The organism is Mesorhizobium sp. M1312, assembly GCF_040318115.1.
Lineage (GTDB): Bacteria > Pseudomonadota > Alphaproteobacteria > Rhizobiales > Rhizobiaceae > Mesorhizobium.
Map to the genome: position 1 here is coordinate 97,708 of NZ_JAMYLQ010000026.1, position 19,705 is coordinate 117,412.

At 61.1% G+C, this 19,705-nt stretch carries 18 protein-coding genes and 1 tRNA gene; 7 read left to right on the forward strand and 12 right to left on the reverse strand.

All coding sequences use genetic code 11. The features are described 5' to 3' along the window. Positions 1-2: 2 nt before the first annotated feature. A complete protein-coding gene (locus NKH36_RS25610) occupies positions 3-1,160 on the reverse strand; it encodes a coiled-coil domain-containing protein (RefSeq protein WP_352961417.1) in 1,158 nt (385 codons plus the stop codon). A gap of 148 nt (positions 1,161-1,308) precedes the next feature. Continuing rightward, a complete protein-coding gene (locus NKH36_RS25615; protein WP_352961415.1) occupies positions 1,309-1,848 on the reverse strand; it encodes a DUF1134 domain-containing protein in 540 nt (179 codons plus the stop codon). 452 nt (positions 1,849-2,300) lie between these two features. On the opposite strand from NKH36_RS25615, the gene chpT reads away from it, so the two are divergent. Continuing rightward, a complete protein-coding gene (gene chpT, locus NKH36_RS25620; RefSeq protein ID WP_352961413.1) occupies positions 2,301-2,930 on the forward strand; it encodes a histidine phosphotransferase ChpT in 630 nt (209 codons plus the stop codon). Positions 2,931-3,177: 247 nt separating this feature from the next. Further along, on the forward strand, positions 3,178-3,546 hold the full coding sequence (locus tag NKH36_RS25625; protein ID WP_352961411.1) for a response regulator: 369 nt from the start codon (positions 3,178-3,180) through the stop codon (positions 3,544-3,546). 113 nt (positions 3,547-3,659) lie between these two features. On the opposite strand, the gene ctrA is transcribed toward NKH36_RS25625, so the two are convergent. Continuing rightward, positions 3,660-4,355, reverse strand: coding sequence for a response regulator transcription factor CtrA (gene ctrA / locus NKH36_RS25630; protein WP_006203583.1), 696 nt, complete (start codon positions 4,353-4,355; stop codon positions 3,660-3,662). A 450-nt stretch (positions 4,356-4,805) separates the two neighbouring features. Here ctrA and NKH36_RS25635 point away from each other — a divergent pair, with 450 nt between their 5' ends. Continuing rightward, entirely contained in the window at positions 4,806-5,183 is a 378-nt protein-coding gene (locus NKH36_RS25635; RefSeq protein WP_029349790.1) for a flagellar export protein FliJ, read from the forward strand. A 460-nt stretch (positions 5,184-5,643) separates the two neighbouring features. On the opposite strand, the gene sciP is transcribed toward NKH36_RS25635, so the two are convergent. Continuing rightward, positions 5,644-5,919 (reverse strand): CtrA inhibitor SciP, encoded by a 276-nt coding sequence (gene sciP / locus NKH36_RS25640; RefSeq protein WP_006203587.1) that lies wholly within the window; start codon positions 5,917-5,919, stop codon positions 5,644-5,646. Positions 5,920-6,192: 273 nt separating this feature from the next. Here sciP and mnmA point away from each other — a divergent pair, with 273 nt between their 5' ends. Beyond that, a complete protein-coding gene (mnmA, locus tag NKH36_RS25645; RefSeq protein ID WP_352961409.1) occupies positions 6,193-7,383 on the forward strand; it encodes a tRNA 2-thiouridine(34) synthase MnmA in 1,191 nt (396 codons plus the stop codon). Between the two features lie 54 nt (positions 7,384-7,437). Here the strand turns inward: mnmA and NKH36_RS25650 are convergent, their stop codons facing one another. Further along, complete coding sequence (locus tag NKH36_RS25650) at positions 7,438-8,403, reverse strand: Gfo/Idh/MocA family protein (RefSeq protein WP_352961407.1); 966 nt, start codon at positions 8,401-8,403, stop codon at positions 7,438-7,440. Positions 8,404-8,747: 344 nt separating this feature from the next. Here NKH36_RS25650 and NKH36_RS25655 point away from each other — a divergent pair. Continuing rightward, a tRNA-Met gene (locus NKH36_RS25655) sits at positions 8,748-8,824 on the forward strand. A 742-nt stretch (positions 8,825-9,566) separates the two neighbouring features. Here NKH36_RS25655 and NKH36_RS25660 read toward each other — a convergent pair. From NKH36_RS25660 to NKH36_RS25690, 7 genes are all read right to left on the reverse strand, one after another. After that, positions 9,567-10,532: an ABC transporter permease gene (locus tag NKH36_RS25660; RefSeq protein ID WP_352955247.1), complete on the reverse strand. Its 966-nt coding sequence runs from the start codon at positions 10,530-10,532 to the stop codon at positions 9,567-9,569. Further along, positions 10,529-11,500, reverse strand: a complete 972-nt coding sequence (locus tag NKH36_RS25665) for an ABC transporter permease (protein WP_352955273.1) — start codon at positions 11,498-11,500, stop codon at positions 10,529-10,531. Before NKH36_RS25665 ends, NKH36_RS25660 begins: the two co-directional genes overlap by 4 nt. Before the next feature lie 26 nt (positions 11,501-11,526). Beyond that, on the reverse strand, positions 11,527-13,062 hold the full coding sequence (locus tag NKH36_RS25670; RefSeq protein WP_352961405.1) for a sugar ABC transporter ATP-binding protein: 1,536 nt from the start codon (positions 13,060-13,062) through the stop codon (positions 11,527-11,529). A 91-nt stretch (positions 13,063-13,153) separates the two neighbouring features. Then, positions 13,154-14,137 carry an ABC transporter substrate-binding protein gene (locus NKH36_RS25675; RefSeq protein WP_352961403.1) on the reverse strand — a complete coding sequence of 328 codons (984 nt, stop codon included), beginning with the start codon at positions 14,135-14,137 and terminating at the stop codon, positions 13,154-13,156. 73 nt (positions 14,138-14,210) lie between these two features. Continuing rightward, positions 14,211-14,936 carry an SDR family oxidoreductase gene (locus tag NKH36_RS25680; RefSeq protein ID WP_352961401.1) on the reverse strand — a complete coding sequence of 242 codons (726 nt, stop codon included), beginning with the start codon at positions 14,934-14,936 and terminating at the stop codon, positions 14,211-14,213. Beyond that, complete coding sequence (locus NKH36_RS25685) at positions 14,926-16,566, reverse strand: GMC family oxidoreductase (protein ID WP_352961399.1); 1,641 nt, start codon at positions 16,564-16,566, stop codon at positions 14,926-14,928. The genes NKH36_RS25680 and NKH36_RS25685 overlap by 11 nt, the downstream gene beginning before the upstream one ends. Next, positions 16,559-17,320 carry an FCD domain-containing protein gene (locus NKH36_RS25690; protein WP_352955251.1) on the reverse strand — a complete coding sequence of 254 codons (762 nt, stop codon included), beginning with the start codon at positions 17,318-17,320 and terminating at the stop codon, positions 16,559-16,561. The genes NKH36_RS25685 and NKH36_RS25690 overlap by 8 nt, the downstream gene beginning before the upstream one ends. Positions 17,321-17,602: 282 nt before the next feature. On the opposite strand from NKH36_RS25690, the gene NKH36_RS25695 reads away from it, so the two are divergent. Together NKH36_RS25695 and NKH36_RS25700 are read left to right on the forward strand one after the other, a co-directional pair. Beyond that, positions 17,603-18,697 (forward strand): mandelate racemase/muconate lactonizing enzyme family protein, encoded by a 1,095-nt coding sequence (locus NKH36_RS25695; RefSeq protein ID WP_352961397.1) that lies wholly within the window; start codon positions 17,603-17,605, stop codon positions 18,695-18,697. A gap of 416 nt (positions 18,698-19,113) precedes the next feature. Continuing rightward, the coding region (locus NKH36_RS25700; protein ID WP_352965054.1) for a DUF4336 domain-containing protein at positions 19,114-19,705 on the forward strand (592 nt) is incomplete at its 3' end.

Genomic DNA, 19,705 nt, shown 5'->3' on the forward strand with positions numbered 1-19,705 from the left:
GCTCAATGCGCCGATTCGGCCTTCTGCAGCGCCCGCACGCGATCGGCAAGGCTGCGTTCGCTGCTTCCCGGTTGGTTGGGTGCCGCAAGAACCTTTGCGATCGGCGACTCCGGCCCGTCGAGCTTCGCCGTCAGGGCGACGACCTGCGCCGCCAGGTCGCTCATCTGCTCGCGCAACGCAGCGCTGGCGCGGCGTGAATCGTTGCCGTCTTCGGATTTGGATGCCTCGTAGGCGGCAAGATCCGCTGTCAGCCTCTTGTTCTCGCGGGCCAGTGCCGTCAGCCTCGCCTGCTCCCGGTCGCTGTCGAGCTTGGCGATAGCTTTTTCGATATCGCCCTTGACGGCCACATCGGCCTGGCTGCCTTGCGCTCCGACGAGAGGCACCGCCGACGCGTTTTCCACGCTTTCGCTTTTCAGCTTTTCGCGAAGCCGCGCGATTTCCTTTTCGCGGCGTTCAAGCTTGCCCTCGCGATCGGCAAGCGTGGCGAGCAGGCGCTCGATCTTCTTGTCCAGTTCGCCGGTCCTTTTCTTCTCGGCCTTCAACGCGTCTCGCGCGGCCTTGCTCTCGGCCGCGATCTCCTGTTGGCGCCTGTCCGTCTCCTTGCGCTGGCTGCGCAGCACCGAAATGTCGTCGGCCAGCTTTTGCAGTTCGGATTCGCGCGCCACAAGTTCGATCTGACGGCTGCTGGAAGAAAAGCTGGCGTCGTCATACATGTGCTCGAGCTTTTTCAGCTCGAGCACACGCTTTTCCAAGGCATGCTCGGTTTGAGCAAGCCGATCCGACAAAAGCTGCAACTGGTCTTCGCGCTGCCGAAGGTCTTCGCCCTTGGCCTCGAGTTCGGAAAGGGCCTGTTCCTTGTCCTTCCGCTCGAGCGCGAGCTCCTTCAGTGCCTCGCGGCCACGGCCGATCTCGACAAGCTGTTCGGCCGATTTCTCGCGCAACGACTTGACGCTCATCTCGAGCCGGCGCGTCGACATGGCGAACTCGGCGCGGATGCGATCCTTCTCCGCCTGGATCTCGGCCAGCGTCAGCGGCATCGAGCCCTCGACGCGTTTACGCGTCAGCATCACGGCCCGCCGCCAGATGGCCGGGGCAATCATCAGCGCCACAAAGCCGGCGCAGAGAAAGCCGAGGACAAAGAACAGGACTGACTGAACCAAGGTGACTATCCGTTATGGACGGCAAACAACCGTAAGGGACTGTGCCACGTTCGCATGACGGAATTCCAGTGCTGCGGCAAGGGTCTGCCGCAGCAATGTTCAGATCGTCGACCTTGGAACCAGTCGAGGTGACGAGCCAACCGCTTGCTCAGAACGGATTCCAGGTGGCACGCTGGGTCAGTTTGAGATAGCCGAGATTGACGCCAAGCCGGGCGCCGACGCCGGTGCGGATCGGCACCAGCAGCACATTGTTGTTCTTCATCACGTTGAAGCCGACGCCAGCCACGAGATAGGCGGAGCCGGCAACGCCGCCGAAACGATTGTAGAGGCTGTTCACGTCGTCGAGATTGTAGACCAGCATCATCACCCGCGAGCCCTCGCCGCCAAAATCCCAGCCGAGCGACGGGCCCTGCCAGAACACTTTGTGATCGCCGGCATTCTTGGTGTAGAGCATGCCTTCGCCATAGGTGAGGCCACCGATCAGCGCGCCCGAGCCCTCCTCGCCAAGCAAATAGCCATTAGGCAGGCCGTAGGAGGCGAAAATCTTCTCGACGACGGTGGCGAGCCCTCCCGACGTCGCGCCGAAGAATTTATGACCAGAATCGACGATCTCCTGGGCGGTGTATTCCTGGGCCCGCGAAGGCGAGGTTGAAAAAACGACGACAACGCCCATGAGAGCGATCGCCATTGAGATGACACGGGAAAAACTCCGGTCAGAGATGACACGGAGAAAACTCCGGTCTGAGATGACACGGAAAAAGCTCCGGTCGCAGTATCGGGAAAACATGCTTCCAATCTCCGTCAGGGAGCACTTTCGCCGACGCCTCGCATCCGTGCGGCTCTTTGGCGGCCGCTAAGGATAACTGTTATGGGCAAACTATGCCGTAATCCTTTTTCAACCATTAAGCTTTCACATGAAGATGGCGGTTAGAAGGCTGGTTCGAGCTGGTTTCGTGTCGCCCCGCAGTATCCGCGCCCTGCGTGAACACACCATTTTCGATAACGACAATTCCGGATTTGTTGCTGCACGCTTAGGCGCTGTGTATCAGTAGGCCTTGGGAGAGAGCGTGATTCGTGTGGACAGGCGTGATCATTGATCGCCCGGCCATTTCTAGTGAAATTTTGCAGGGACTTTCGCCGATGGCCGAGCTTTTCACCCTTTCCGCACCCGATCTCGCAGCGCTTTTGTGCAGCCGGGTCTGCCATGACATCATTTCGCCAGTCGGCGCCATAAACAACGGGCTTGAGCTGCTCGACGAAGGCGGCGCCGACGAAGACGCCATGAAATTGATTCGCCAGAGCGCCAGAAACGCTTCGGCCCGCCTGCAATTCGCCCGCATCGCCTTCGGCGCAGCCGGTTCTGCCGGCATGATGATCGACACGGGGGACGCCGAGGCCGTTGCGATCGCCTTTTTGAAGAACGAAAAGCCGGAACTGGTCTGGAACGGAACCCGTGCGCTGCTGCCCAAGAACAAGGTGAAGCTGCTGCTCAACCTCATTCTCGTCACCAACGCCGCCATTCCGCGTGGCGGTAAGCTTACGGTTACGATCGAAAACCTCGACACAGAACCACGCTTTGCGCTCGCCGCGAGCGGTCCGATGCTGCGCGTGCCGCCCAAATTCCTGGAACTCCATTCCGGCAACAAGCCTGAGGAACCGATCGACGCGCATTCGGTGCAGCCCTACTACACACTGCTTCTGGCGCGCGAGGCGAACATGACGATATCGATACACGCAACCGCGGAAGAAATCGTGATATCGGCTGCTTGAAGTTACTAAGATGATTGAAAAGAATAGATAAGTTTTTTTAGACAATGTTTACTACACCTTCACGGTCGAATGAAATGAACCTCCCAGGCTAGACCGGCCGAAGCATCGTCAAGAAGTTTCCGTAAAAGCTGGTCTTGCAAAAATTTTACCTATTGGCTTTTCAGCTTCTTTACCGGATTGGTCCTACCGTGCCTTTCAGTACCGCGACGCTGCCGGATTGCCGCCGCATGGCACAGAGGGCCCGGAAATGAAACGCTGCATGTTTATCGACGATTCGAGCGTCATCAGGAAGGTCGCAAAGCGCATCCTGGGTGGTTCCGACATGCTGGTCATCGAAGCTGCGCGCGGTTTTGACGCGGTCGAGATGTGCACTGCCGACATGCCGGATATCATTGTCGTCGACGGCGCCTTGCCGGACATGCAGGCGGAGGACGTCATCCGCCGGGTGCGCGCCATCGAAAGTCCGATACGGCCCCGGATCCTGATTTCGCTGGTCGAGGTCGACGTCGCTTCGATCATGCGGGCAAAGCGCGCCGGCGCTCAAGGCTATCTGCTGAAGCCGTTCAATCGGCCGCAACTTCTCGAGTGCTTCCGCACCCTGAGAATTGCAGCCTGATTCGCCGACCCCTGGCGCAGGGCCCCGAAAATCGGCGCTCTAATGTCCGCGCTATAACGCAAAAGTCCGGCCGAAGCCGGATTTTTGTCGGAAAATCGATCGGCGTCGTCAGCTCAGGCGCTGACGCGGATATCTTCCGGCTCGCGCAGCACATAGCCGCGACCCCAAACCGTCTCGATGTAGTTCTGGCCGCCGGAAGCGGCGTCAAGCTTCTTGCGCAGCTTGCAGATGAAGACGTCGATGATCTTCAGCTCCGGTTCGTCCATGCCGCCGTAAAGGTGGTTGAGAAACATTTCCTTCGTGAGCGTAGTGCCCTTGCGCAGCGAGAGCAGCTCCAGCATCTGGTACTCCTTGCCGGTCAGATGCACGCGCTGGCCGCCGACCTCAACGGTCTTGGCATCGAGATTGACCACCAAGTCGCCGGTGGTGATGACCGACTGGGCATGGCCCTTGGAACGCCGCACGATAGCGTGGATGCGGGCGACCAGTTCGTCCTTGTGGAACGGCTTGGTCATATAGTCGTCCGCGCCGAAGCCGAGGCCACGTACCTTGTCCTCGATACCGGCCATGCCGGAGAGGATAAGGATCGGCGTCTTCACTTTGGAAAGGCGAAGTGTTCTCAAGACCTCGTATCCCGACATGTCAGGGAGATTGAGGTCGAGAAGGATGATATCGTAGTCGTAGAGCTTGCCTAAATCGACACCTTCTTCCCCAAGGTCGGTCGTATAGACGTTGAAACTTTCCGATTTCAGCATCAGCTCGATGCTTTGTGCGGTTGCACTGTCATCTTCTATCAGCAGAACACGCATTTCATTCCCCTTTTCTGCTGCCGGACCATTTCACGAGCCGTCCAGGACCGGAGCAGTGATTGCCTGAGCAGAGGCTGCCATCGAATGGTTAACAAAACCTAATTCCGTGCCGTTGACGGTATCAGATTTTTTAACCCCTTTCTACACCTTATTGAATCTAATAGTGAATCACATCACCAAACCGATAATGCAAAACATTAATAAGCCAGACTAAGTGGCTCTTCGGACTCGCTGGCCGTGCTTCCGCATCGAGAGCCGGAATTTTTACCCGGCCTTAAGCCCTGAGCCGTATGATTAACAATGCCCGTAAACGAATGGTTACCGCCGGCAAAAAACTTTAGGAATTTGTTTCCTATAGTTCCGGTAAAGTCGGTGGAGACGGGTGAAGCCTGAGTTTGCCAGGTGGATTGGACGATATGTGCAGGTGTGCGTTTCCAGGAGTACCGAATCATGAAGTCACGTGAAAACCTCGTTCGGCTGAAGCAGTTTCAGGTGAACGAGAAGCGGCGGCAGTTGCTGCAACTCGACATGATGATCGCCGAATTCGAGCGCATGGCCGTCGAACTGGAGCTCCAGATCACTGCCGAAGAAAAGAAAGCCGGCATCACCGACATCAACCATTTTGCCTATCCGACCTTCGCCAAGGCAGCGCGCCTGCGCCGCGACAATCTCAGAAATTCGCAAAGCGACCTCGCCCAGCAACGAAGCGTTGCCGAATCACTGCTCGGCGAAGCCGAAGCGGAGCTTTCCAAAGCAGAAATGCTCGAATCACGCGACACCAAGATCCGAGACGCCGAAACCGGCGGCCGCAGCGCCATGATCGGCTGAAAACAAGGCTTAAAGCCAGTCGACACCCAGCGATCAGGGCGTTGCTCATCTGGAACGTCGCCGGTCATTGGTCGAGCAGCCGTCAATTTCGGGCTTACGCCACCGATCCCCTTCATGTTCCGCGACCGGCCGCATCCGGGCATCCCTAATGTCGGGCGCATGCGGTTCCGACCAGGACCTTATCTGATTGGGCAGCCCACCAGGTTCTGGCCGAGTTCGGCGCGTCGAGCGGATGTCCATCGGGCCCGAATCGCGCAGGCCTTGTGGAACTTGGCAGATCGATGCGAATGAGCTTGCCGCCTAATGTGGCAAAGACCGCTCGAAGACGCAGGCGCTATCCATGCCTTTCTCGCCGCCAGGCCGATCGGCAAGATGCTGACGGTCTGAAGCAGAGAGGACCGTTGCGGCAAAGCAAAAAGGGCGCGGATTGTCGCGCCTTTTGACTTCCTTGAACCAAGCCTTAATGCCGATATTGCTGGATGCGCGTCGTGCGCAGCCCGGCAAGGCCATATTCGTCGATCGACGCCTGCCAGGACAGGAATTCCTCGGTGGTCAGCTTGTAGCGCTGGCACGCCTCTTCGAGGCTCAAAAGCCCACCCCGTACAGCCGCGACCACTTCCGCCTTGCGCCGGATAACCCAGCGACGTGTGTTCGTCGGCGGCAGATCGGCAATCGTAAGGGGGCTGCCGTCAGGCCCGATAACATATTTGACGCGCGGTCTAACAAGATCGGTCATCGTACTCTCTACTAAAAACTCAAAGACCCAATCCCCACCACATTACCGCCACAGCTTTAAAAATTGCCTAAGCGAACCCTAATAGCTAGGTAAGGATCATGAACGCCGCGTTAGTCTTTTCGTCGGCATTTGAGACATCTGCCCGCAAGCGCCGAATCCGTTCAAAAAAATCGGCCGGTTCGCGAAGCTGGCGCACCCGGAAAGCTTGACCTATATTCCTGCCATTGGCATTCAAGCGCCCTCATCCAGGGCGCCGTGCAGAACGAAAGAACCATGAACAGCCTCGACCTTCCCGGACGTCCCGAAGATACCCGCGTCGTTGTCGCCATGTCGGGCGGCGTCGACTCGTCGGTCGTTGCCGGTCTTTTGAAGCGCGAAGGTTATGATGTCGTCGGCGTCACGCTGCAGCTCTACGACCATGGCGCGGCAACGCACCGGGCCGGCTCGTGCTGCGCCGGCCAGGACATCGACGATGCCCGCCGCGTCTCTGAGACGCTCGGCATTCCGCATTATGTGCTCAATTACGAGGAGCGCTTCCGCAAGGCGGTGATCGACCCCTTCGCCGAGAGCTATGTGGCCGGCGAAACGCCGATCCCTTGCGTTTCCTGCAACCAGACGGTGAAGTTCGCCGACCTGCTGGCGACCGCCAAGGAGCTTGGCGCCGACGCGTTGGCCACCGGCCATTACATTCGCTCCGGCGCCAATGGCGCCCATCGCGCACTGTACCGGCCGGTCGACGCGGACCGCGACCAGAGCTATTTCCTGTTCGCCACCACGCAGGCGCAGATTGACTATCTGCGCTTTCCGCTCGGCGGCCTGTCGAAGCCGCAGGTTCGCGCCATCGCCGAGGAAATGGGGTTGACGGTCGCCGCCAAGCAGGACAGCCAGGACATCTGCTTCGTGCCACAGGGCAAATATTCCGACATCATCGCCAAGCTGAAGCCGACTGCTGCCAATCCGGGCGACATCGTCCATATCGACGGCCGCGTGCTCGGCCGCCATGAAGGCATTTTGCGCTACACGATCGGTCAGCGCCGCGGCATCGGCATCGCCTCGGGCGAGCCGCTCTACGTCGTCCATCTCGACGCCGACCGGGCCCGCGTCGTCGTTGGCCCGCGCGAGGCGCTGGAGACGCATAAGATCTATTTGCGCGACATGAACTGGCTGGGCGACGCTGCACTGTCAGATATCCCGGCGGCTGGGCTGGAGCTTTTCGCCAAGGTCCGCTCGACACGCCCACCGCGCCCGGCCGTGCTGCATCACAAAGCCGGCATCACTTCGGTGGAACTGGTCGACGGCGAGTCCGGTATCGCGCCCGGCCAGGCCTGCGTGCTCTATTCCGACGATGGCAACGAGGCCCGTGTTTTCGGCGGCGGCTTCATCGAGCGTTCCGAACGCGGCGCCGAGGCCGAGGCGATGCTGACGCGACTGGCGGCCCGGCCTGCGCAGGTTCCCGCCGAATAGACGATAATCCCGATTCTCTCGGGATGGATCAGGCTCTCATACAGCCGCACTTTTTCAGGAAGGCGATCCGGTGTGGGCAACCGTGCCAGCGGTCAGGATACGCAGCACCCTGATGGCTTCCTCGCCGCTGGTGCGCGGTTCTGCCCGCGTCTCGATGCACTGGATGAAATGCTCGAGCTCTCGCGTCAGCGGCATGCCCTCGCCCACCGCCACGTAGGACGGCTCGTTGGTGGTGAAGGCCCATTGGCCGCTGTCTTGCCATACCGCGTGGCGGTAGACGGCGAGCTTGCGCTCCCACGGCTCGACATCGTCGAACACCGCCATCGCCTTGGTGCCGACCACGGTCAGCCGCCGTTCGCGGTAAGGGTTGAGCCGCGACGCGAAGAGATGACTGCGCAGACCGTTGGGAAAGCGCATGTGCAGATGCGCGAAATCGCTGAGATTGTCGAGGAGCGCTGCCCCCTCGCCGCGCACTTCGATCGGTTCCGTGCCGGTGATGGCCAGGATCATAGATAGATCGTGCGGCGCAAGGTCCCACAGCGCGTCGTTCTCGGTATGGAACTTGCCGAGCCCGAGGCGGTGCGAATGGATATAGCGGACCTCGCCGAGCTCGCCATTGTCGATCAGCGCCTTCAGCGTCTCGAAGGCTGGATGAAAGCGCAGTACATGGCCGACCATGAAGACGCGGCCATTGTCGGCCGCCGCCTTCACCGAGCGCTCGGCATCGGACACTGTCAGCGCGATCGGCTTCTCCACCAGCACGTCCTTGCCGCCCTGGACGGCGCGCACCGCCATATCGGCGTGGAACTGCGGCGGCAGCGCCATGACGATGGCATCGACGTCGCTGCGGACAAACAGCGCCTCCGGCTCGATCGACAGGCAATCCTGCTCACTGGCGAAGCCTTCGGCGCGGGCAGGGTTGACGTCCGAGACCGCGTGCAGCGCGCCGAGCGCCTTGAGGGTGCGGATGTGGTTGCTGCCCCAGTATCCGCAACCGAGGACTGCAATGCGCGGTTTCATCAATTCCAACTCTAGAATTTCGTGGCCGAGACATAGCGGCGCGCCCCGCCGAACTCAACCCCGGCATTTCTGTGCCCAATTATCTGCCCGGCAATGCTTTCCGGCCATTAGAGCGACGTGCGTCCGCTTGGACGCACAAGGTACACGTCTCAAGACGGTGACCTTCGCATGGTTACGGAAGATCGATTCCGATTTCGGAAAAGCACGATGCGATACAAGTGGCGGCATGCCGGCTGCATCGATGCTTGACAGGCTTGGCGTCCCAACCTTATATCCGCCCGACCTTGGCGAACGCTTCGACATGCCTTCTGATTTAAGGCGGATTTCGGACCTTTCGCCGCCCTGGCGGGGTAGCTCAGTTGGTTAGAGCACGGGAATCATAATCCTGGGGTCGGGGGTTCAAGTCCCTCTCCCGCTACCACTCAATTCTCCCAGAACGTTCTCTGCGTAGACTTGGTCGCCCCGAAACCCCGCAGAACAGCAGGCCCTTCGGCCGAAAGCTGGGGACTGCTGCTGGTAGTGAAGGTGCCTTTTTGCTCTCTGTCGGCCCATATTCTCCAAAGCTGGGGAGTGCGCCTTTTTAGTCCCTAGCTTTCCGCCATTGAAATCACAGGGTTTTCCGGCTCGAAAGCTGGGGATTCGTTTGGTGCAATGCCGCTAGGCGGAGAACACACAAAGCAAACCAACCGGTGACCAATTGGTCAGCCGCTTCGACCTAGGAGCCGGGGGTCCGTGCCGAACTTCAAATGTCTGGAATGGGGCCGGGAGCAGTAGGTCCGTTTGTGGTCGGGGAAGAACAATTAGCGGACCTTCAACCTCCAACGTCCGATGTCGTGAATTGACCCGAAGTAGACGCCGGCCGCTAGAATGCGGCCTCTGGCTCTGATGTTGGTTGACCGGCTCTGCTGGAGGCGCCGAACCGTCCTGAGTGTCAGGTGTCGAGCAACCTAACGTGAATGCTGAGTAAACAGCGTGACCTCGTGCGTTTTTGCTACAAGCCGCCGCCACAGGAACGGGCTTTTTACACCGTGCTGACCCATTCTTCTCCGCCGACGACTGAACTCTGAAAGGTCACCACTCTACATGTTCATCTGCAGCAATGACATCAAGCAGGATGTTTCAGGCTCAATCCTGTCTCACTTTGGGGCTGCCAACGTGTAACCTCATCGTTCGACGCCTCCACGCGTGAGCCGCGCCTGGAGAAGCACCACGATAAGAAGGAAGAGCCCGCGCACGACCGATTGCCAGGCGGCGGATAGCGAAATCCATCCCTTGCCGTTCTCGAAGTTCAGAACGTTGAAGAGAATTCCCAACAACAGCACGCCGGCGAGCGTGGTGACGACGGAACCGCTGCCGCCTGAGAGCAGCGTACCGCCGACCACAACCGCGGCAATCGCGAACAGCTCCCAGCCGACCCCTTCTGTCGGCTGGCCCGCGAAGCCCAGAGCCGCGAGCAACACCCCCGCTAACCCCGCGAGGCTCCCGCTGGCGAGATAGACAAGGAAAGTGACGCGCGCGACCGGAAGTCCCATTAGGCGCGAGGCGTCCTCGCCCCCTCCGATGGCGAGCACGGTACGCCCGGTGGCCGTGTAGTTCAGGATAATCGAGCCAAAGAAATAGGCGACGATCGCTATCGCTGTCGGAATCGGCACGATCCACATCGATCCCATGCCGACGTGCATGAAGCCACTGGTGGACGAAATCGGCACGGAGGTCTGGTTGGAGAGCAGCAAGGCAGCGCCGCTTGCCGCCAGAAGCGTGGCCAAGGTCGCGATGAACGGCATGATGTTGGCCCGGGTGATCAGGACGCCATTGACGGCGCCGACCACCAGCCCGACGCCCACTCCCGCCGCGATGCCAGGTACGATGCCATAGTGGCTGGCAAGCGCCGCTGCGACGCTGCCCAGTGCCGCAGTCGAGCCGACGCTTAGATCGATTCCCCCTGTCATGATGACGAAGCACATGCCGAGCGCGATCAATGCGAACATGGCGTTGTAGCGAATGACAGTCGTCACGTTGAAGGCCCCGAGGAAATTGTCGTAGCGCCACCAGCCGAAAAGAATGAGCGCGGCGAGCGCGATCAGCACGCCGTAGGTCCCGACCAGCCGAGCGAGGCGCGCGCGATTCATGCGTCGCGCCTTTGCTGCTGCAGCCAGACCGCAACCACGATGATCGCGGCCTTGACGATGAGTGCCGCGGCGTCGGGGACGCCGTTGGCGAGCAGCGTGTAGCGCACAAGCTGGATGGTCAGGGCTCCCATCAGCGTGCCCAGGATGGTGGCTCGGCCGCCGGTCAGAAGGGTACCGCCGACTGCGACCGCGGCGATGGCGTCGAGCTCCATGCCGAGGCCGACGAGATTGGCGTCGCTCGCCGAGTTGATGGCGATAATAACCAGTCCCGCGACGCCGGCGCAGAAACCGGAGATCGCATAAACGGCGAGCTTTGTCCGCTTGACCCCAATCCCCGCGAGCTCCGCAGCACGCTCGTTTCCTCCGGTGGCGAGGATCGAGCGGCCGAACCGGGTCCGCCGCAGCATCCACGCCGCGAGGGCTACCAGCACGATCATGACGATGACCTGGACCGGAATCCCAAGCGGACGGCCCAGGCCGATCCACTGGAACTCCGGCACCTTGAAGACCTGGAGATTCGAGTTGGTCAGTGCCTGAGCGATGCCACGGCCAGCGATGAAAAGGACAAGTGTAGCCACGATCGGTTGTATTCGAAACTGCGCTATTAGCCAGCCATTGAACAGGCCGCACAACGTCGCGGCCAGCACAGCCGCCACCATCGCTACCGCGACGGCAAGCGCGACATGACCGCCGAAGAGGGGGCTCAGGAAGATCAGCGGTGCCAGCGCGCCGGCAATGGCCATCATCGACCCGACCGACAGATCGATCCCGCCTGTGGCAATGACCAGCGTCATGCCGGTGGCTACGATGACGATGGTGCAGACCTGCGTCAGGTTGACGTTGAGCGTCTGCAGGGTTGCGAAATTGCGGGTGAAGGCGAGGTTGAAGAGGATGAGCAGGACGAGCGCGATCAGCGTGCCGTAGCGGGCACCGAAGGCGATCAGCGAGAAGCCCCCGCTCGCGTTCAGACCGGACCGGCGTCGAGCGACCTCGGTCACGGCCGCGTCTCCTCGTGGTTGATGTGCCCCTGCGCCATCGCTGCAAGGATGTTGTCGTCGGTGATCGCATCGTCCGTCAACTCAGCGACAGTGCGGCCATCGCGCAGCACGAAAACCCGATCTGCGCCTTCCGTCACCTCCTCCAGTTCGGAGGAAATCATGAGGACGGCGATTCCACTGTCGGCAAGCGAACGGATGAGGCGCTGGATCTCGCCCTTTGCGCCAACATCGATGCCGCGAGTCGGCTCGTCGAGAATGAGGATATCCGGGTTCATCGCCAGCCAACGGGCCAGCAGAACCTTCTGCTGGTTGCCACCGGAGAGCTCGCGGATCTTCTGGTCCGGACTGGAGCACTTGATGGCCAGGTCCTTGATGAAGCGTTCCACGATTTCGCGCTGCCGCTCTTCTTTGACAATCCCATACGGGCTGATGCGCGGGAGCAGCGCCAGGGTGAGGTTCTCGGCGACGCTCATCTCTGGGACAATGCCTTCGAGTTTGCGATCCTCCGTGACGAAGCCCAGCCCCGCGTCGATGGCGTCGCGCGGATGGGTCGGTGAATATGGCTCGCCGCTTAGCGACATGCTGCCGGCGCGCGGGCGGTCCGCCCCAAAGACCACGCGTGCGGTTTCGGTGCGGCCGGCGCCCAGCAGACCCGCGAAGCTTGCGATCTCACCGCGCTGAAGCGCGAAGCTGACGTCGTGCACCGCCTGGCGGGTGGCGAGCGACGTCGCAGTCAACACCGTCTCACCGCCGGCGTCGCGCGCGGGCTTCCGGAATGCGGTCGCATGGCCCTGCGCCTTGCTGACGTCACGGCCGAGCATTGCCGAGACCAGTTCGAGCTTTTCGATTTCCGCCATCGCGGCCGTTCGCACCGTGCGTCCATCGCGCATGATCGTAACCCGGTCGCAGACCTCGTAGAGTTCGTCGAGCTTGTGCGAGACGTAGACGACTGAAACGCCTTCCGCCTTCAGCTGGCGGATGACCTTGAACAGCACCTGGACCTCCTGCTCGTCGAGCGAGGAGGTGGGTTCGTCCATGATCACCAAGCGTGCCGAAAAGCCGATTGCGCGCGCGATGGCGACCATCTGCTGCGTCGCCGTGGAAAACTCCATCAACGGGCGCCGCACGTCGAGCTTGATGCCGAACCGACTGAGCAGACGCTCGGCGTCGTCATGCATGGCGCTCCAGTCGAGTAGGCCGAAGCGGCGCTTTTCGCGTCCCAGGCAGATGTTTTCCGTGAGGCTCCGCATCGGCACCAGGTTGATCTCCTGGTAGATGGTGCTGATGCCGCTTGCCTGCGCACGCTGAGGCGACGTTACCTCAAACGGCGTATCCTGAAACAGGACTTCGCCCCCGTCGCGACGGTAGTAGCCGGTCAGCACCTTGATGAGGGTGGACTTGCCGGCCCCGTTCTGTCCGATCAACGCATGGACCTCGCCAGCCGCAACCTCGAGCGAAGCCTGCGTCAGCGCCGGGATACCGGTGAACCGTTTGTCGATGCCCCGCATGGAGAGCAAAAGGCCGTCAGGCATCGGCGATTCCCCCAGTCAGAGCCAGTCAGAGCGAGATTCAGCAAGGATAGAACAGGCCACTCGCCGGAGCCAGCGGGCGGCCTGCTTCATCTCAATACGCGGAGCCGATCAGCTTGGCAGCGTTCTCGGGCGTGTAGAGCTCGTCGGGGTTTATGAGCACTGGCGGGATCTGGTCGCCGTTTGCATAGGCGACCGCCGTGTCGAACGCCTTCGGACCGAAGCGCGGGTTGCATTCGACCACCGCCTCGACCTTGCCGTCGACGACGAGCTGGACGATTTCCTTGCCGCCGTCGATCGAGAACACCAGGCAGTCGTCACGACCGGCCTTGCGGCCAGCAGCCTCCAGCGCTGCGATGGCGCCGATCGCCATCTCGTCGTTGTGGGCATAGATGACATTGGCTTCCGGGTGCGCCTGCAGCAGCGTCTCGGCGACCTGACGGCCCTTGTCGCGCGCGAAGTCGCCCGACTGCGAGGCAACGATCTTGTAGTCAGGGTGCTTGGCAATGACGTCGTCGAAGCCTTTCTTGCGATCGTTGGCCGGCGAGGAGCCCACGGTGCCTTCGAGCTGGATGATCGTTTTCTTGTCGCTGCCCATGGCGACCAGATAGTCGGCGACGCGCTGGCCTTCCTCGACGAAGTTCGAACCGATGAAGGTGACATAGTCCTCCCCGGGCTTGGCCAAGCTCTGGTCGACGTTGCGGTCGAGCAGGATGACGGGGATGTTGGCCCCCTTGGCCGCCATGATGGCCGGGATCAGCGGCACTTCCTCGCGCGGGGCGAGGAAGATTAGGTCGACCTGCTGGGCGATCATGGAGTTGACGTCGGCGACCTGCTTGGCCGCCGAGCCTGCGGCATCGGTATAGACCAGCTGCCAGCCGCGCTTGGCCGCCTCGTCCTGCATGGACTTGGTCTGGGCCAAACGCCAGGGATTGTTCGACTCGGTCTGGGCAAAGCCAACCTTATAGGTGTCCTTTTTGGCGAGCGGCGGGGCCGCAGCGAAGGCGCGGCTCGCGAACGAGGCAGCGGCGGCGGTCGCAGCCGACGAAATTAGTAGATGGCGACGAGTGATCTTCATGACGTTCCTCCCATTGGGCTTTGGTTGTTTGTATGCACGTTCGACTGCAGTTGCCAGGCACTTCCTCCGTTGTTCAGTTGATGGCGAAGCCGCCGTCGACGGGCAAAGTGAGCCCGTTGAGGGTGCCCGCGGCATCGCTTAGAAGGAAGAGGATGACCGCGGCAACGTCCTTGGGCTGTAGGAACCGGCCAAGCGGAATGCGGTTCAGTATCGATTGGGCCTTCGCCGCGTCGCTCCAGGCCTTTTCGGCCATCGGCGTCAGCGTCACCGTCGGGTTGACGCAGTTGACGCGGATGCCTTGGCGGCCGAGTTCGTTGGCCATGACGCGGCTCATCGCGTCGAGGGCTCCCTTGCTGGCACAGTAGGCGGCGTGGTCGGCCCAGCCCATCCAGGCGGCGTTGCTGGAGACGTTGACGATGGCGCCGCCCAATCCCCTGGCGATACGGTCGCGGGCATATTCCTGCGCCACGATCATGGGAGCGCGGGTGTTGACGGCGTGGAGATGGTCGAGGCTTTCGGTGCTGGTCTCAAGGAACGGCTCGAGGATAGTGGTGCCGGCATTGTTGACGAGCAAGTCGACCGGCACGGCGCGGCACACGGCGCCGCGGGTCGCCTCCGCATGGGCGAGATCGACCACGATAGTCGCGCAGCCGATTTCGGCAGCAAGGGTATCGAGATCGCTTTCCGAGCGGCTCATCGCCACCACCTTGGCGCCGTGCTCGGCCAGCATGACGGCGGTGGCACGGCCGATGCCCTTGCCGGCCCCGGTAACCAGCACCGATTTGCCCTCAAGCGACATGTCGCTGCTCCTGTCGCTGAGCTTGCAGCACGAAGGTGGCGCATCGATCTCCCAGCATCATCGCCGGCGCGGCCGTGTTGCCTGAATTGATGTTCGGACAGGCTGACATGTCGGCGACGCGAAGGTTATCCACTCCACGAACCCGCATCGCCGCATCCAGGACAGCCATCCGGTCTCCGTCAGCGCCCATGCGCGCCGTACCGGCTGGGTGGTAGTTTGTCTTTACCATCTTCTTGCAGTGCGACGCGAGGGCTCCGTCGCCTAAATTGTCCGGTTCCGGCCTCAGGATCCGGTGGATGCGGTCGCCAAGCGGCGGGTTCTGGAAGGCGCGCAGGAAGAAGCGTTGTCCGGCAATCATCGTTGCCATGTCGTCCGAGTGCTTGAGCAGATGCGGCGAGACAATCGGCATGGCGGCCGGATCGGCGGAAGCCAGTTTCACAAAGCCGCGCGACTTCGGCTTGGTGACCACCGTAGTCACCGTGACACCATAGGTGGGCTTGATGAGCTGCAGCAGGTCGCGGTCGAGATAGACGAAGGGAACGCAGAAGGCCTGGATCGTCGGCTCGGCGTCCGGATCTAGCGGGTTGATGAAAGCGCCGGCCTCAACGCCTGCCGAGGTGACTAAGCCCGTACCGAACAGCTTTAACTGGATGCCGTGCATGAGCATGCGCCAGCCGCCGGTGTGCGTGAAGTAACCGTAGGGTCCGTTGCATGTCGCAAGGATGGGCACTTCGGGGTGGTCGATCAGGTTCTGGCCCACCCCCGGCAAATCGGCCACGACATCGATGCCGTGCGCTGCGAGCTCGTCGGCGGGCCCGATGCCGGAGAGCATCAGCAGCTTCGGCGTCACCAGCGCCCCTGACGAGACGACGATTTCGCTGTCCGCGTAGGCTGTGCGCTCGCCGGCGCCATCGTTGTAGGTCACGCCGACCGCGCGCCTGTTTTGGATCACAACCCGGTGGACAACGGCATTGAGCTTGACGGTGAGCAGCGGGTTGCTGCGAAGAGGCTCAATAAAAGCGTAGGCGGCGCTGCTGCGCTTGCCGCGCCGGTTCATGAATTGGTAGAACCCAACGCCGCGCTGACTCTCCCCGTTGAAGTCGGGCGTGAAGGGAACGCCAAAACCCTGGACGGTCTGCACAAACCAGCGCGAGAGATCGTCGATGTGACCGGGATCGGAGACGAGCAGCGGCCCGTCGCTGTTGTGACGCTCGCCGTAGAGCCGGTTGTTGCCTTCCATTCTGCGGAAGTGAGGCAGCACATGCTGCCAATCCCAGCGCACGCCGGCGTTGTTGCCGCGCAGCAGGCTGTCCCATTCTTCGTAGTCGGATGGCCGGCCGCGTATATAGACCTGCGCGTTCACCGACGTGCCGCCGCCTAGCACGTTGCCCTGGCTGATCTCGTGAACGCGGCCGTCCAGATGTTCCTGCGGCGTCGTCCTGTGATACCGCATGAACTTGCTGCCGTTGATCATCTTGAAGATGCCGGGCGGCATGTCGAGCAGCGGATGACGGTGCGAATGACCGGCTTCCAGCAAAAGGACGCGCCGGCCCGCCTCGACCAGCCGCGCAGCCGTGACGCAGCCCGCGGCACCGCCTCCGACGACGATGTGGTCGTAGGTCTCACGCATGCGATCGCTGCGCCTCGTCTACGGCCGGGTCGACGAATGTACCGCGCACATACTCCCAGGCAGCCCCCAGGTGGTTCTGCAGCGCCCGTTCGGCGGTGTCAGGATCGCGCTCGACGATAGCTTCGAATATATCTCGGTGGCTTAGATAGTTGATGCGATTGCGGTCCGGGGAGCGAAGCATCCGCTCCCAATGCGGCGCGAGCCAGGATGTGAATGCCTTGTGCACGGAAGGGAATACAGGATTAGCCGGCACCTCGTAGAGTACTGCGTGAAAGGCGACATCGGTTACATAGAAGCGCTGTGAATCCGCGATGGCCTGCTCGTTCGCCGCGAGGGCGGAACGCAGGGCTGAAATGTCCTCTTTACGGGCGTGAAGAGCTGCTTGCCGGACCAGCGCGGCCTCGATGAAGACGCGGGTTCCGTACAAATTCTTGACGCCTATGTTGCTACTCAGCAGATGCGAAACGATCCCGCCGACCGCTGACAGAGCGGCATCGTATCCGGGTCGGCGGACGACCGGGCGGAAGCGGTGTCGCGCCTCGATCAACCCCTTGCTTGCGAGGCGGGCGACGGCCTCTCTGGCGACCGTTCGGCTGACGCAATATTCGGCCATCAGCTCACGTTCGGCCGGCAAGAACGAACCGTCGGGCAGTTCGCCGAGTGAAATGCGCGACTCGATGCGGGCCACCACCGCATCCGCCGCGGAGGTGGCGGGGGAAACGATGTCGGGCGAAAGCTTCACCTCATTCAGCATGCGCATTCCTGCAGCTTCACGAGCCCCTTTGATCCACCAGTTCCAACCAAAGCGCAAGGCGATTTATATTTTTAGTCATACCAAAAATCCAACCGGCGCTTTGCCATTGACTAATGCTGGAAAACGCGTCTTTCTGACGCCGATTTCGTCAGACCAAACATAGAGCCTGGCGTGCGTGCAATGCTCTCAAAACTGGCCGGAACTGGAGCAGTGGCGATCGACATGATCGTCAAAAGTGCGCAGGAGACTGTTTCTGAGAACCGAGGATAGGAGCCAAGGAACGTGAGCACCAGCATCGCAGACGTTCGCTGCCAGCTTTTTCGCGTGCCGCTAAGCCATGCGATGGGCGACGCCAAGCACGGCATCCATACCCATTTCGAACTCGTAACCGTCACCATTCGACTTGCAGATGGCAGCGAGGGTACCGGCTACACTTATACCGGCGGCAAAGGCGGTCGCGCCATCCAGGCAGTAATCGAGTACGATCTGAAGCCCTTTCTGATCGGCAAGGATGGCGCGGCCATCGACGCCATCTACGACGGCCTGTGGTGGCACATCCACTATGTCGGCCGTGGCGGCATCACGGCGTTCGCCATGTCGGCGGTCGACATCGCGCTTTGGGACCTGCGGGGAAAAGCCGACGGCAAGGCACTGTGGCAGCTGGCCGGCGGCGCTGGCCGCACGGCCAAAGTCTATCGCGGTGGCATTGATCTCAATTTCACGCTCGACCAGCTTCTCTCGAACGTCACAAGCTATCTCGACGCCGGCTTCACGGCGGTGAAGATCAAAGTCGGCCAGCCGACGCTTGAGGAAGATGTCCAGCGGGTCACCGCTGTACGCGACCTAATCGGACCAGAGGTCACCTTCATGGTCGATGCCAATTACGGGCTTGACGTGCAGCAGGCGATCGCCGCCGCGAGAGCTTTCGAGCCATTCAACTTGCTCTGGTTCGAAGAGCCGATCGAGCCCGATGACTATCTTGGTCATGCCGAAATAGCAGATGCCACCGGGATGCCTCTCGCCATGGGGGAGAATCTCCATACAATCCACGAGTTCAGATACGCTTTGGCGCAATCGAAGCTTTCCTATATCCAGCCTGATGCCAGTAATTGCGGGGGGATCACCGGCTGGTTGAGAGCGGCCGCATTATTCGGCCCTGCAGGAATTCCGGTCTGCAGCCATGGGATGCAGGAGCTACACGTGAGCCTGGTTGCCGGCTGCCCGAGCGACGGCTGGGTGGAGGCGCACAGCTTTGATATTGACCAGTATACGACCCGGGCTCTGATGGTCGATCAGGGGCAGGCGGTTGCTCCGGACACGCCTGGCACCGGCGTCACCTTCAACTGGGAAAAGCTCGCGCCACACGCGATAGCGTGACTGTTGGTAGCGCAAAAGCTCGATTCTACTCCTTGAATGCGGTCTGCACGTGCGACGCCCAGACAAACTATTCCGTCGCTGAGGCGACAACACGCTTAACCATTTATCCGCCGGCACGTGGCAGCAGGAAATCTCAGCGCTCTTGGCAAAGGCCGGGCGAGGAGCCGCGGCATTGTCTGGCAGTGTCACGGCTCAAAAACGGGATTACCATCGCGCATATGACGTTGAACTCATGTCAGCTCTTGTTGAATGGCCGGGACCGAGCAATGACCGCCACGAGGCGCAAAGCTGCCGTTGGTATGTTGCAACATAATGATTTGCTTTGGCCAGCAGACGAACCAGGCCGTCACGCAGTTCCCCGGAACAGATCCTCTCGAAGCGTGTTGCGCCAGCTCCAAGCTGAATGGAGCACGACCATGAAGCCCGAAGACGCCACCTATCCTCCTCTTGATGTCGCCAAGCCTGTCGCCCCTGGGATCTGGATCGTCGACAGCGGACCGCTGAGCGTGATGGGCATTCCAGTCCCGGTGCGCATGACGGTTGTCCAGCTCGGGAATGGCGGTCTCCTGCTTCATTCACCAACACGGTTCGTTTTTGAGCTGAGAAAGCAGCTCGAGCAGATTGGTCCGATAGTGCATCTGGTTGCGCCAAATAGCGCACACTGGACCTTCCTCAAGGAGTGGCAGAACCATGTGGAGGGAGCGCAGACTTGGGCCGCTCCGGGCTTGCGCCATCGGGCAAAGGTCTGCCGGGCCGGCGTCAGGATCGATCACGATCTGGCCGCAGTGGCGCCGGAGGCCTGGTCGAAAGATCTCGATCAGGTTGTCGTTCCAGGAGCCGGTGGGTTCACCGAATTCGCGTTCTATCACAAGAACAGCCGAACTATGGTGCTTACGGATCTAGTTCTGAATCTCGAACCGGAGAAGCTGCCGTTCATCATCAGGCCGGCGGCGCGCCTCTTAGGCGTCACGGCACCTGTGGGGAAGGCGCCCATTTACCTGCGGATGA

Excerpts from the sequence above, each read along its gene's own strand:
- NKH36_RS25615 (WP_352961415.1), bottom strand. The coding sequence starts at position 1,848 with ATGGCGATCGCTCTCATGGGCGTTGTCGTCGTTTTTTCAACCTCGCCT.
- chpT (WP_352961413.1), top strand. The coding sequence starts at position 2,301 with ATGGCCGAGCTTTTCACCCTTTCCGCACCCGATCTCGCAGCGCTTTTG.
- NKH36_RS25625 (WP_352961411.1), top strand. The coding sequence starts at position 3,178 with ATGAAACGCTGCATGTTTATCGACGATTCGAGCGTCATCAGGAAGGTC.
- ctrA (WP_006203583.1), bottom strand. The coding sequence starts at position 4,355 with ATGCGTGTTCTGCTGATAGAAGATGACAGTGCAACCGCACAAAGCATC.
- NKH36_RS25635 (WP_029349790.1), top strand. The coding sequence starts at position 4,806 with ATGAAGTCACGTGAAAACCTCGTTCGGCTGAAGCAGTTTCAGGTGAAC.
- sciP (WP_006203587.1), bottom strand. The coding sequence starts at position 5,919 with ATGACCGATCTTGTTAGACCGCGCGTCAAATATGTTATCGGGCCTGAC.
- mnmA (WP_352961409.1), top strand. The coding sequence starts at position 6,193 with ATGAACAGCCTCGACCTTCCCGGACGTCCCGAAGATACCCGCGTCGTT.
- NKH36_RS25650 (WP_352961407.1), bottom strand. The coding sequence starts at position 8,403 with ATGAAACCGCGCATTGCAGTCCTCGGTTGCGGATACTGGGGCAGCAAC.
- NKH36_RS25660 (WP_352955247.1), bottom strand. The coding sequence starts at position 10,532 with ATGAATCGCGCGCGCCTCGCTCGGCTGGTCGGGACCTACGGCGTGCTG.
- NKH36_RS25670 (WP_352961405.1), bottom strand. The coding sequence starts at position 13,062 with ATGCCTGACGGCCTTTTGCTCTCCATGCGGGGCATCGACAAACGGTTC.
- NKH36_RS25675 (WP_352961403.1), bottom strand. The coding sequence starts at position 14,137 with ATGAAGATCACTCGTCGCCATCTACTAATTTCGTCGGCTGCGACCGCC.
- NKH36_RS25680 (WP_352961401.1), bottom strand. The coding sequence starts at position 14,936 with ATGTCGCTTGAGGGCAAATCGGTGCTGGTTACCGGGGCCGGCAAGGGC.
- NKH36_RS25685 (WP_352961399.1), bottom strand. The coding sequence starts at position 16,566 with ATGCGTGAGACCTACGACCACATCGTCGTCGGAGGCGGTGCCGCGGGC.
- NKH36_RS25690 (WP_352955251.1), bottom strand. The coding sequence starts at position 17,320 with ATGCTGAATGAGGTGAAGCTTTCGCCCGACATCGTTTCCCCCGCCACC.